13 protein-coding genes are annotated in these 12825 nt (G+C 29.5%); 10 read left to right on the top strand and 3 right to left on the bottom strand.

Translation table 11 applies throughout. The features are described 5' to 3' along the window. The first annotated feature begins 11 nt into the window (after nt 1–11). The 9 genes from T514_RS0114525 (at nt 12) to T514_RS0114485 (ending at nt 9544) form a co-directional block, all read left to right on the top strand. Entirely contained in the window at nt 12–896 is an 885-nt protein-coding gene (locus T514_RS0114525) for a carbohydrate ABC transporter permease (protein WP_051542052.1), read from the top strand. A 12-nt stretch (nt 897–908) separates the two neighbouring features. Then, entirely contained in the window at nt 909–2009 is a 1101-nt protein-coding gene (locus T514_RS0114520) for an ABC transporter ATP-binding protein (RefSeq protein WP_027625450.1), read from the top strand. Nucleotides 2010–2189: 180 nt separating this feature from the next. Continuing rightward, complete coding sequence (locus T514_RS0114515; RefSeq protein WP_027625449.1) at nt 2190–2861, top strand: DUF624 domain-containing protein; 672 nt, start codon at nt 2190–2192, stop codon at nt 2859–2861. A 10-nt stretch (nt 2862–2871) separates the two neighbouring features. Beyond that, a complete protein-coding gene (locus T514_RS0114510) occupies nt 2872–3876 on the top strand; it encodes a GNAT family N-acetyltransferase (protein WP_027625448.1) in 1005 nt (334 codons plus the stop codon). Between the two features lie 3 nt (nt 3877–3879). Continuing rightward, nucleotides 3880–4584, top strand: coding sequence for a PIG-L deacetylase family protein (locus T514_RS0114505; RefSeq protein ID WP_027625447.1), 705 nt, complete (start codon nt 3880–3882; stop codon nt 4582–4584). Between the two features lie 44 nt (nt 4585–4628). Continuing rightward, entirely contained in the window at nt 4629–5669 is a 1041-nt protein-coding gene (locus T514_RS0114500) for a serine hydrolase domain-containing protein (protein ID WP_027625446.1), read from the top strand. 78 nt (nt 5670–5747) lie between these two features. After that, nucleotides 5748–6893 carry an exo-beta-N-acetylmuramidase NamZ family protein gene (locus T514_RS0114495; RefSeq protein WP_027625445.1) on the top strand — a complete coding sequence of 382 codons (1146 nt, stop codon included), beginning with the start codon at nt 5748–5750 and terminating at the stop codon, nt 6891–6893. A 34-nt stretch (nt 6894–6927) separates the two neighbouring features. After that, nucleotides 6928–8505 (top strand): beta-N-acetylhexosaminidase, encoded by a 1578-nt coding sequence (nagZ, locus tag T514_RS0114490; protein ID WP_027625444.1) that lies wholly within the window; start codon nt 6928–6930, stop codon nt 8503–8505. A gap of 46 nt (nt 8506–8551) precedes the next feature. Further along, nucleotides 8552–9544, top strand: a complete 993-nt coding sequence (locus tag T514_RS0114485) for a GNAT family N-acetyltransferase (protein WP_027625443.1) — start codon at nt 8552–8554, stop codon at nt 9542–9544. A gap of 339 nt (nt 9545–9883) precedes the next feature. Here T514_RS0114485 and T514_RS0114480 read toward each other — a convergent pair whose 3' ends face one another. The 3 genes from T514_RS0114480 to T514_RS0114470 form a co-directional block, all read right to left on the bottom strand. Next, the gene (locus T514_RS0114480) at nt 9884–10315 is read right to left on the bottom strand and encodes a DMT family transporter (protein ID WP_027625442.1); all 432 of its coding nucleotides are present in this window, start codon (nt 10313–10315) and stop codon (nt 9884–9886) included. 100 nt (nt 10316–10415) lie between these two features. Next, the gene (locus tag T514_RS0114475) at nt 10416–10907 is read right to left on the bottom strand and encodes a dUTP diphosphatase (RefSeq protein ID WP_027625441.1); all 492 of its coding nucleotides are present in this window, start codon (nt 10905–10907) and stop codon (nt 10416–10418) included. Between the two features lie 323 nt (nt 10908–11230). Continuing rightward, on the bottom strand, nt 11231–11431 hold the full coding sequence (locus T514_RS0114470) for a cold-shock protein (RefSeq protein ID WP_027625440.1): 201 nt from the start codon (nt 11429–11431) through the stop codon (nt 11231–11233). 346 nt (nt 11432–11777) lie between these two features. Between T514_RS0114470 and T514_RS0114465 the strand changes: the two genes are divergently transcribed. Beyond that, nucleotides 11778–12764, top strand: a complete 987-nt coding sequence (locus T514_RS0114465; protein WP_027625439.1) for a N(5)-(carboxyethyl)ornithine synthase — start codon at nt 11778–11780, stop codon at nt 12762–12764. The last annotated feature ends 61 nt before the right edge of the window (nt 12765–12825 follow it).

Genomic DNA, 12825 nt, shown 5'->3' with positions numbered 1-12825 from the left:
GAGGTGAAAATATGGCTGAAGTTAAATTAAAAAATGAAAATGTACCTGTGTTTGTGGAGAAGAAAAGTAAAGCTGCTAAAGTAAAAAAGTGTATAACATATGCTATTTTAATATTGTGGTGTATATTTACCATTTTACCTTTATATTTTATGTTAATAACCTCATTTACAGATCCAAATTCTTCGGCAAACCTGCAATTTACTTTAATTCCAACTGAATTTACATTAGGCTCCTATAAATACTTTTTTACTTTTAATAAGAATGTGTTAAGATGGCTTTTAAACTCACTTTTAGTAGCATCCATAATTACATTATCTAATGTATTATTTGCTTCTATGGCTGGATATGCTTTTTCTAAACTTAGGTTTCCAGGAAAAAACGCAATATTTTGGATGTTAATGTGTGCAATTATGATACCTGGGCAAGTAACATTGATACCTCTTTATATATTAGTAAAAAATATTTTTAATATGACAGACTCGTATTTTGCGCTTATAATACCTTCGCTTGTATCAATATATAACATATTTTTGATGAAGCAATATATGACATCAATACCATCTACCCTAATAGATGCGGCTAGAATAGATGCTTGTAGTGAATTTGGTATTTATGCAAAAGTTATATTGCCTCTAGCAAAACCTGGACTAGCTGTTATGGGCATATTTAGTTTTGTTGCCCATTGGAATGATTTTTTCTGGCCTTTGCTTGTAACAGAGTCAAGTACTATGAGAACAATACAAGTTGGACTTGCTTCTTTTAAGTTTGTAGATTCAACAATGTATGGTCCATTGATGGCAGGTTCAGTTATTGCATCTATACCAATGTTCATATTGTTCTTCTCGTTGCAGAAGTATTTCTTACAAGGTATAACCATAGGTGCTATTAAAGGTTAAGGGGGAAAAATAATGGCTAAGATAGTATTTGAACATATAACTAAGGAATTCGTAGATGAAAAAAGAGGAAAGGTTAGGGCTGTAGATAATGCTAATTTTACTATAGAAGATCAAGAATTTATGGTATTTGTAGGTCCTTCTGGATGTGGAAAAACAACTTCTTTAAGAATGATAGCAGGACTTGAAAAGCAAACCATGGGAAATATATATATAGGTGACACATTAGTAAATAACCTTCATCCTAAGGAAAGAGATATAGCTATGGTTTTTCAGGACTATGCTTTGTACCCACATATGACTATATATGAAAATTTATCTTTTGGTCTTAAGAATTTAAAGGTTCCAAAAGATGAGATAGATAGAAAAGTTAAGAGAGCTTCTGAAATATTAAGTATAGGAGATTTATTAGACAGAAAGCCTAGGGAGTTATCAGGAGGACAAAGACAGAGGGTAGCGGTTGGAAGAGCCATTGTTAGAAACCCTAAGGTATTTTTATTTGATGAACCATTATCTAATTTAGATGCAAAGCTTAGAGTTCAAATGAGAATAGAGATAGCTGAACTTCATAAAAAGCTAGGAACTACTATAGTTTATGTAACTCATGATCAGGTAGAAGCTATGACATTAGGACAAAGAATAGTAGTAATGAATAAAGGAGTAATTCAACAGATTGCTTCTCCAGATGAATTATATAATAATCCAGTAAATATGTTTGTTGCAGGATTTATTGGGGCACCATCTATGAATTTCATTCAATGTAGAGTTGAAAATGATAAATTCATAGCAGAAGATGTATCTTTAGATATACCTGAAAAATATTTGAATGTTATGGCACAATATCAAGGTAGAGATATAATTATGGGAATAAGACCTGAGGATATACATGATGAAAAATATTGTCATACAGTAAAAAATAAGGCTGAAATTATGGCAAATGTTAAAGTAGTAGAAAAGTTAGGATCAGAAAATTTGGTGTATTTTAATAAATGGGGTAATACAGTTACTGCTAGAGTATCTCCAGAGAGTAAGATTGTTTATGGAGATAAAGCTAAATTAGTTTTTGATATGGATAAAATTCATGTTTTTGATAAAGAAACAGAAATGGCAATATAGATTAGGCACATTAAAATAAATAACAAGTCAAAGATGCAAAATAGCCTAGCATACTGACTTATTTATTTTTTAAATGTGACTTATATGAAGTAGGCTTAGGCTTCAAAAATTAATATCTGTTTATATTAAGGGATATTATGTTTTTGAAGCTTATTCTATTAATTAATGTAGGAGGAATTTATGAATAGTTTAAGCAGGGTTCTTAAAAAAAGTGGACATGATATTTTTGAAAATATTGTAGAAATATTAGAAATAAGTTTGATGGCATCTATACCAATTTTGCCAGCTTTTTTTGTAGTGTTGCCTATAGGTATAGTATATTTACTTTTATTAGCTATGCCATGTTTTATTGCAGCATTTTATGCTTTAAGGCAAAGAATAGATAGGAAGCCCTTTAAATGTAAATTGTTTTTTAAAGGATTTAAGAAGTATTATTTAAGAAGTATGGCTTATGGATTAATAATTGCATTATTTTTATTAATAGTCATATCTTCATGGTGGTATTACCTAAAAGTAAAGACTATGGTATCATTTACCATAGCTATGTTTCAGAGCTACTTTTTTATTATGATATTTGCATCACAAATGTATACTGTATCAATTCTTGTAACAGAAGATATAAGTTTATTTAAATCTATAAATTCATCTATAAAACTTTTCTTAGATAATCCTGGCTATACTATGGGGACGCTAATTCAGATTTTGGCTTTAAGTGTGTTGCTAATTTTAACAGTAGTAAGTGTACCATTGCTTTTTGCGGGGATGGTGTCTATATTCTCCATAAATATATATGATAATTTATTATTAAAATATAAGGAAGAAAGGGAGGAACAGTTAATTAGTCAAGAATAGGGGTGTCTTTATGATTAATAGTAATTTTATTATAAGTGAAATTAATGATTTGCATATTCCCAGAGTAGTAGAATTATGGAATAAAACTTGTAATAAGAATTTTTTGTATAAGCCATTTAAGGAGGAAACTTTTAAAGAAAAGTTTGTAGACAGTTCTTATTTTAGGTGCAGTAGAAATTATGTATGCTTATTAAATAATGAAGTTGTTGGATTTGCTAATGGTGTATATAGAAAAGAGTTATTACCAGGAGAAAAATATGAAGATATACCTGGTTATATAACTATAATAATTGTAAAGGATGACAAGAAAGGACTGGGAATTGGAAGAGCTTTAGTAGAAAAGCTAGAAAAGTATCTAAAAAATGAGGGGAAAAATAAAGTACGTGTAGATTTTTTTAATCCAACAAGTCTACCTTGGTATATACCAAACTCATTAAGACATGATCATCCTAACGCTCCTGGGGTAGATATAGAAGGAGAGGGTTACGAATTCTTTAAAAAGTTAGGGTATATAGAAAGAACAAAAGAAGTATCTATGTATAGAACTTTAAAAGAATTTGTATTGGGAGAAAGAATAAAAGAAAGGGAAGAAGAGCTTAATAAAAACGGGATTGTAATCCAATATTATAATAAAAGTAAACATTATGGATTAGAGGAATTCTTCCATAACTTAAAGAATGAGTATTGGAGAAAAGATATATTTAACAATTTATCTTTAGAAAAACCATATCCATTTTTTATAGCAGCTCATAATGGTAAAGTTTGTGGTTTTGCAGGTCCACTGCAGGTAGAGAAAAGTGGAAGAGGATTATTTTGTGGTATAGGAGTAGAGCCAAATTATGAAGGAAAAGGAATAGGAAAGCTGCTCTTTTTTAAACTTTGTGAAGGTTTTAAAAAGGAGGGAGCAGAGTTCATGTCTCTTTTCACTGATATTAATGGGAATGCTAGAAAAATGTATGCTGATGCTGGATTTAAGGTAATAAGAACTTGGGCATTATTTGAAAGGGAGGTATAAAAAATGGACAAAAAAGTTCACATAATGGCTATAGGTGCTCATGCAGGAGATATGGATCTTACATGTGGAGGAATTTTAGCCAAATATGCTATGGAGGGACATAGGGTTACATTGGTTCATATGACCCCAGGAGAAAAGGGACATCCAATTTTAAATGATGAAGAATATGCGAAACAAAAGCTTGAGGAAGCTAAAGAATTTGCAGATAAGATAGGAGCAGAGGCTTTAATGCTTCCATATAGGGACGGAGAGTTAGAGGATACTGATGAAGTGAAATTTCATGTTTGTGATATTATTAGGCAATACAAGCCAGATATTTTAATAACTCATTGGAAGAATAGTATGCATAAGGATCATGCAGCTACTTATAGAATTGTACAAGATGCTTATTTTTATGCTGGTATTAAGTCTTTCAACAGAGATTTGCCAGAACATTCTGTAAGCGGGTTGTATTTTGCAGAAAATTGGGAAGATCCATATGATTTTAAGCCTTATGTTTATATAGATATATCCTCAGCTTATGATAAATGGATAGAAGCTATAAAGAGCTATGAATTTGTTTCTAATAGTCCTTACTTTAAGTATTTAGAGTACTATAGTGCTCTGAGTGTGGTAAGAGGGGCTGAATGTAGAAAAGATAAAGCAGAGGCTTTTGCAGTAGATCCACTATCAATGAAGCAAATTTTTGAATATTTTCCTGTGAAATAACTGAGTTTAGAAATTATGAAAAAGCTTATAGGGAAGGTAATGTTATGAAAAGTGTATTAAACGATGCTAGCAAATTATTAGACATGGGAGTAGAAGAAGAAATTTTCCCAGGGGCTGTGGTTATAGTTGGAGATAAAGATAAAGTTTTATTTAAAAAGGCTTGCGGATTTAGAGAACTTTATCCTGATAAAAAAGCTATGAATATAGATACCCTGTTTGATTTAGCATCCTTAACTAAAGTAGTGGTTACTACTCCTTTAATTATACTATTAGTAGAAAAGGGTGAGATTTCGTTATATGACGAAGTAGGGTATTATTTACCTCAGTTTAAAAGTTACGAAAATTTAAGAATAATAAATTTACTTACACATACATCGGGATTTAAAGACTTTTTTCCCTTGCACAAATTTTGTAAAGGTTTGAAGGACAGTTTGGATTTTATAGGTAAATCCAAGCTTGAATGCAAAGTAGGGGAAAAGGTAATATATAGTGATAACAATTTTATAATACTAAGATCAGTAATAGATAAGATATTAGGTAAATCTTTTGAAGACAGCAGCTATAAGTATATATTTAAGCCTTTAAATATGAAGAATACCTTCTTTAGCCCTAAATATGATGATAATATAGCAGCAACAGAATTAGATAATACAACAGGAACATATATAAAAGGAGTAGTTCATGATGAAAATGCTAGGTTATTTAATGGAGTATCTGGGCATGCAGGACTATTTTCTACAGCGTTAGATCTAAGTAAATATTGTAGTAGCTATTTAAACAAATCTCTTCTTAGGGAGCAAAGTATTAAAGCTATGACATATAATTATACTAAATGTTTAGGTGAAAGTAGAGGGTTAGGGTTTTGTATTAAGTGCTATGGGGAGAATTCTTCAGGTGGCGAATTAATTAGTGATGGTGCTTTTGGGCATACAGGCTTTACAGGTACCTCAGTTTGGATTGATAGCACCTTAGGCATATATATAGTACTCCTTACAAATAGAGTGCACCTATCAAGGGATAACACAAAAATAATTAGATTTAGAAGAGTATTTCATAATGCTGTAATAAGCCAATTAAGTATGTAAAAGAAAAAATAGTTGGAGTTAGTCATTAAATTTTGCTATTACTTTTTCAGTATGCTTTAAATAAAGAAGGGGATAAAAATGGGTAAGGTAAAGTTAGGTATAGATAATATAGATAAATATATGGATATATTTGAAAATAAGAAAGTGGGACTTATCACTAACCCTACAGGTATGGATAGTAACTTTAATAGCACTATAGATTTATTAAATGAAAGAACTAATTTGGTAGCACTGTATTCTCCGGAACATGGAGTAAGAGGAGATATTCAGGCAGGAGAAATGGTAGATAACTATATTGATGAAAATACAGGATTGAATGTATACAGCCTTTATGGAAAAAGCAAAAGGCCATCCTATGATATGTTAAAGAATATAGATGTTTTAGTATTTGATATTCAAGATGTTGGATCAAGATTCTATACTTATTTGTATACTATGGCGTATGCTATGGAAAGCTGCAAAAAGTTTAATAAAATATTTGTAGTATTAGATAGACCTAATCCCATAGGTGGAGAGGAAGTAGAAGGAAACATTTTAGATGTAAACTATAAATCATTTATAGGGCTTTACCCCATAACTCAAAGATATGGGTTAACTATTGGAGAGGTAGCGTTACTTTTCAATAATGAATTTAAAATAGGATGTGATTTGAAGGTAATAAAAATGGACGGTTGGGAAAGAAATATGTATTTTGAAGATACCAATCTTCCATGGATAATGCCTTCACCTAATATTCCAACAATTGATACTGCTTTAATTTATAGTGGAACATGTATTTTTGAAGGTACAAATATTTCAGAAGGCAGAGGAACCACTAAGCCTTTCGAAGTAATAGGGACCCCATGGCTAAACCCTTATACAATATCAGAGGAAATGAATTTAATAAACTTACCTGGTGTAAAATTTAGACCAGTATATTTTACTCCTACTTTTTCTAAGCATAAGGGGGATTTATGTAAAGGGGTTCAAGTTCATATAACTAATAGAAAGGAATTTAAACCAGTAAGAACAGGATTAAGCTTGTTATTTAAGATTAAGCAACAAAGCAAGGATAAATTTCAATTTAGTCCTCCATATACGGAATTTGGAAAACATATGATAGATTACAATACTGGTGGAAGTAGCGTTAGGGAAGGTAAAGCTACATTACAGCAATTAATTTCAATATGGGATGAAGACAGAAGAAAATTTACAAATATTAAAGAAGCATATCATATATATTAGTGTAATTTTGAAATAGGTTAGGGGGGTGTGATTAGTGAAATTAGAAAATATGACTCTACAGCAAAAGATAGGACAGATGTTAGTTGCAGGGTTTAGTGGAACTGAATTAAATGATCATATAATAAAGGCAATCAGAGATTATCATATAGGAAACGTAATATTGTTTGCTAGAAATTTTAAAAATCCTAAACAGCTTTATAACTTAAATAAAGAACTTCAAGAATTAGCATTAAAAGAAAATGGAATACCTTTATTTATTACTATAGATCAAGAGGGGGGAATGGTTACTCGGATAACAAATGGAGCTACTTTTTTCCCAGGAAATATGGCATTATCTGCTGGAGGAAATGAAGAAGATGCTTACTTATATGGTAAGTATTGTGGAGAAGAATTAAAGGCAATGGGCATCAATTTTAATTTAGCACCTGTATTAGATGTAAATAATAATAAGGATAATCCAGTAATAGGTATTAGAAGCTATGGAGAAGATCCAGAAAGGGTAAGTAGATTAGGATCAGCTTATATTAAAGGTATCCAGGAAAATGGCATTATTGCAACAGGAAAGCATTTTCCTGGGCACGGGGATACAAAAGTGGATTCTCATCTAGAATTGAGTAGTGTAAGCCATAATGTAGACAGGTTAGAAAAAGTGGAACTTTATCCATTCAATGAAGCTATAAAGAATGGTATAAAAGCTATTATGTCAGCTCATGTAATGTTTCCAGCATATGAAGATAGAAAACTTCCAGCTACATTATCAGATAAAGTCCTTACAGATTTATTAAGAAACAAACTTAACTTTAAAGGATTAATACTTACAGATTGTATGGAAATGAATGCAATAGATAAGTATTTTGGTACTATAGAAGCGGCAGCTATGGCTGTTAAGGCAGGAGCGGATATGATATTTATTTCTCATACTAAGGAAAAGCAAATAGAAGCTTTAAATAGAATAATGGAAAAGGTTGAATCTAAAGAAATAGAGGAAGATAGAATAAATGAATCAGTAAGAAGAATAATGGAAACTAAATCCAAGATTCATACGGAAAGCTTCATAAATTCTTCCTTTAAAGATGTGGAACATATAATAGATAATAGTGAACATAAAGCTTTTGCACAAAAAATAAGTAATAATAGCATTACTATAGTACGAGATGATAAATTATTGCCTGTAAAGGCAGAGGAAGAAATATTAATAATATCCACTAATGCTCAAGCAATTACTGGCATAGAGGATTCTATAGAAAAGAGAAGCATAAATGATTATTTTCAAATAGAATTCCCTAATTGTGATGCTGAGATTATAAGTTTGAAGCCTAGCGAAGAACAGATGGAGTTATTGAAAGAAAAATCAAAAGGTAAAGATAAAGTAATAATATGTACTTATAATGCTAATTTAAATATTGAACAAATAGATTTAGTAAATAGAATATATAAATGCAATAAAAATATTATAATGATCCCTATGAGAAATCCTTACGATGTGGTGAATTTAGATTATATACCATGTTTAATCTTGGCATATGAATATACACCTATATCAATAAAGAGTTTAATAAAGGTTGTTAAAGGAGAAATAGAAGCTAAAGGAATATGTCCTGTTACCTTATAATGATGAAAACCACAAATGGTACAACTTATTTTAATGAGGTGATATTATGGAGGTTTACTATAGATTTGTTCGTGAAGAAGAATTAAAAAGTATAATAAGAATTTGGAATGATAATATAGGATGTATTTTTCCTATGGACAAAAAATTACTTTATCAAAATATTAATTTAGATAAAAACTTATTAAAGAAGGATATTTTAGGTGGGTTTATTGAGGAAAACTTAATAGGTTTTATAATATTTAAGCAGCAGCTAAGAAATTTAGGACTTGTAGAAGCTAATAAAAGTCAGGGAAATATAAATTCATTAATAGTAGATTTTAAATATAGAAATAAAGGGATTGGAAGTAATTTATTATATCAGTGTGAAAATATATTGCAGTCTAGAAGAGTAAGGCATATAGAGGTTGGTAGGGATACTTTTCACTTTTTTCCAGGAATACCTTTAGAGTTCAAGGAAGGATATGAATTTCTTAAAAAAAGAGGATATGAAGATGGTTATATTTCTACTGATTTAATATGTGATATAAGTAAGGTAGATTTATCATATTTAAAAGATAAAAAAGGACTATATATAAATGAAGAAGAAAATTATATAATAAGGCCTTTGGAAGATGGAGATAAAAAAGGACTAATACAATTTTTTGAGAAGTCTTTTCCTGGTAGGTGGCTAGAAGAGGTGAAGTTTGCTTTAAACTATGCAATTAATGGAGAGGATATGATTGTAATTAAGGATATTAAAAATGATAGAATAATAGGATTTAGCAGAATATATCATAAAAAAAGTAGCATAATAGGTCCTCCAATATATTGGAGAAAACTTTTAGGTGGAAATTATGGAGGATTAGGACCTATAGGTGTAGATTTAGAATATAGAAAAAAGCGACTAGGGTTAACTTTGCTTTTTAAATCCTTAGAAATATTAAAAAATAAGGGAGTACAACATATGTGCATTGATTGGACAGATCTTTATAAATTTTATGGTATGTTTAATTTTATGCCATGGAAATCCTATATGCATATGGGAAAGGATTTTAATTAGAAATTGTTGACAGTTAATGGGAAAACCTTGATTAAGGGAAATTTTGAAGTTATAAAATAGCTTTAAATGATAAAAAGTAATAAAGAATAAATATTGGATTAATTATCCTTATTTATTCTTTATTATTCTTTATCCAGCAACTACATGCCCTTTATTTTCACATTCTTGAAAGTATAAGTAAAGAACAGCTACTTTCATGGATAACGATTTCCAAGCTTTAGCGAGAGCAAAAACTTCTTCTAAAGACAAGAAATTTGTTTATTTAAGTTTTTGCATGGTGGTAGGTGAGGAAAAATATATTTAGTTGTAAATTCATAACTAAAAAGTTAAATATAGGTTTTAACATTTCCATTTGAAAATTATTATGCCTACAATCATAACAGCTACTCCTATAAGTTTTGTCATACCAAATTTTACTTGATCAGAGCCAAATAGTCCAAAAGCATCTATTAATGCGGCAGCAGTAAGTTGAGCTACTAGTATTGTGGCAATAGAGTATGTAGGACCAAGTGCGGATATACCTTTCATTACAGTATATATTATTATAACTCCTAAAACTCCCCCTAGAAGATATATCTTATTAGATTCTTTTATGTTTTTTAAGTTACCGTCTCCAGCAAAAAGCAATATTATAAATGTTAATACTAATCCTGTAAGTTGAACTACTAGATTAGTTTCCCATGCTCCTATTTTTTCACCGAGTCTTGTATTAAAAACACCTTGAAAGCTCATAGCAATTCCTGCTACTATGGAAAAAATTATACCAAGCATACAACCAACCACCTTTCTTACTTTATTTTATCCATGAAAAAAATAATTATTAAAAAAAGATAGAGATAAACTCTATCTTTAATGATAAAATATGTAAAAATTAATAACCACTTACCTGTCTATTATGGTTTATAGTGTTCTTCCTATAATAAGCAGTTTCGATTTCCTTTTCTGTAAACCCTAAACTATTTCCTAACAATAAAAAGTCCTCAAAAAGTGTTTCATAGTGATCTTTTGAAGAACATATTATAAAATCATTTATATCAATATAAAGATTTAAAAATTGTTCAGTTATATCTGTATTAATGTCTTCTTTTGGAATTGTAAAAATAGCGTCTGTGTAATTTTTCTCTAAGCCAATAGTAAGTATAAAATGTAGACAATCAACATATTCCTCTAAGATAGATTCTTTAGAAGATGGGCCTTTATTACTCCAAAATTTAAAGCAACGAGTTTCATTAGCTAATTCTGCAATTTCTACTTGAAGGGCCAATAGTTTTTGGGAAAAAAGGGTTTTACCGTAAAGATCATGTTGTTCTATAATATGATGATCTAATTTCTCCTGCATTACAAAAAGATTTTGAAGATTCATATGATAGATCCGCCTTTCTGTGTACTTTTTATAAATATTAAAAATATAAATACAATAATATAATTATATTCTATCTAAGTTTAAGAAAAATTAAAAGATTTCGCAATCGGTTACATTGAAAAAAAGTAATATATGATAATAAATTGAAAAAAAAGAGAGATGCAAACGATTTATGTTCGTTTAATGACGTAAAACATTCAATAACGGCAAAATAAGATATGTTTAAAATTGAAAGAAGATACAAAGTAAAAACACCTTTCATAAATTTATGAAAGGTGTTTTTATGTATGTTAATGTTATTAATATACAATCACTTTATAGGATTATAATAAAACAACATTAGCAGCCTGTGGTCCTTTAGTTCCTTCTACTACATCGAATTGAACCTGTTGACCTTCTTGTAATGATTTGTAACCATCAGCCTGTATAGCAGAGAAGTGTACAAAAACATCTTCTTCACCTTCTACAGAAATAAATCCAAAACCTTTAGTTGAGTTAAACCATTTAACTGTACCTGTTTTCATTTGTCTAAAGTCCTCCTAAAATAAAAAAAATATTATATTTGTTATTATACTCTTTAAATTTAGTATTATCAATACAATTATAATTTAACAGCAAAAAATGAAGGTAAAAGAAGAAAAGGGGAGCATTACTAAGATAGAATAAAGTATTTTAATTAATTAGAAAATTTTACCTACAACTTAGTGTGCAGGGTAGAAGTTGTAGGTTGATAAATGTAATGTAAGTACCCTATAATAGTATATAAGATTAAAAATTCATATATAAAAGTAACAACTTAAAACTTTATTATGGTTGTTAGATTGTTACTTTATAGATAAATATAAAAATATTATCAAGGGGATGGTTTTGGTGAGAAGTATTGGATTTTTAATTAGCCCAAAGGAAAATGAGAAAAGGAGAGCGATTCTCCCAGAGGATGTTGCAAAATTAAAAAATCCAAATATGCTTTATTTTGAAAGAGGATATGGGAACGTTTTGGGGATAAAGGATGATGAATATTTAAATGCTGGAGCAAATATAGAGGATAGAAAAAGCATATTGAGAAAAGATGTAATATGTGATCCTAAAATAGGTGACAGCAATTATTTAGGGGATCTAAAAGAAGGTCAAATTATATTTGGTTGGGTACATGCAGTTCAGAATCGAAAAATAACAGATACTCTATTAAATAATAAATTAAAGGTTATAGCATGGGAGGATATGTATGAGGAAGGCAGACATGTTTTTTGGAGAAATAACGAAATAGCAGGAGAAGCAGCTGTAATACAAGCCTATGAATTATATGGAAAGCTTCCTTATGAAACTAAGGTAGCAATTTTAGGTAGGGGTAATACTGCTAGGGGAGCATATAGAATATTAAATGGACTAGGAGCAGATATAACTGTATACAGTAGGAATATGGAATCATTGTTTAGAAGAGAAATAGGGAAATATGATGTGATTGTAAATTGTATTCTTTGGGATACAACAAGAAAAGATCATATAATATATAGAAAAGATTTAAAGAACATGAAAAAGAATTCTTTAATAATAGATGTAAGTTGTGATGCTCATAAAGCTATAGAAACAAGTAAAATTACTACTTTCACTAATCCCATATATTATGTTGACGGAATAATGCATTATGTTGTAGATCATACACCTTCCATATTCTATAAGACTGCTAGTAAAGATATAAGTAACCTATTAGTAAGATATTTGGATTATATAGTAGAAGGAAAAGAAAATAAAAATAGTGTATTAGCAAATGCCATAATAATAGAAAATGGTGATATTTTAGATGAAAAGATAGTAAAATATCAACATAGAAAGTATGAACAGATTAATATTGCATAATTTTAAAAAATTATTATACAAAAATATTTTAAATGATTAAGTTTTTAAATAAAATTTGGAT

It is taken from the genome of Clostridium lundense DSM 17049 (genome assembly GCF_000619945.1).
Lineage (GTDB): Bacteria > Bacillota > Clostridia > Clostridiales > Clostridiaceae > Clostridium_AO > Clostridium_AO lundense.
This window is presented reverse-complemented; position numbering and strand designations above follow the sequence as displayed.

Coding starts and splice junctions, on each gene's coding strand:
- T514_RS0114525 (WP_051542052.1), top strand. CDS start 12: ATGGCTGAAGTTAAATTAAAAAATGAAAATGTACCTGTGTTTGTGGAG.
- T514_RS0114520 (WP_027625450.1), top strand. CDS start 909: ATGGCTAAGATAGTATTTGAACATATAACTAAGGAATTCGTAGATGAA.
- T514_RS0114515 (WP_027625449.1), top strand. CDS start 2,190: ATGAATAGTTTAAGCAGGGTTCTTAAAAAAAGTGGACATGATATTTTT.
- T514_RS0114510 (WP_027625448.1), top strand. CDS start 2,872: ATGATTAATAGTAATTTTATTATAAGTGAAATTAATGATTTGCATATT.
- T514_RS0114505 (WP_027625447.1), top strand. CDS start 3,880: ATGGACAAAAAAGTTCACATAATGGCTATAGGTGCTCATGCAGGAGAT.
- T514_RS0114500 (WP_027625446.1), top strand. CDS start 4,629: ATGAAAAGTGTATTAAACGATGCTAGCAAATTATTAGACATGGGAGTA.
- T514_RS0114495 (WP_027625445.1), top strand. CDS start 5,748: ATGGGTAAGGTAAAGTTAGGTATAGATAATATAGATAAATATATGGAT.
- T514_RS0114485 (WP_027625443.1), top strand. CDS start 8,552: ATGGAGGTTTACTATAGATTTGTTCGTGAAGAAGAATTAAAAAGTATA.
- T514_RS0114480 (WP_027625442.1), bottom strand. CDS start 10,315: ATGCTTGGTATAATTTTTTCCATAGTAGCAGGAATTGCTATGAGCTTT.
- T514_RS0114475 (WP_027625441.1), bottom strand. CDS start 10,907: ATGAATCTTCAAAATCTTTTTGTAATGCAGGAGAAATTAGATCATCAT.
- T514_RS0114470 (WP_027625440.1), bottom strand. CDS start 11,431: ATGAAAACAGGTACAGTTAAATGGTTTAACTCAACTAAAGGTTTTGGA.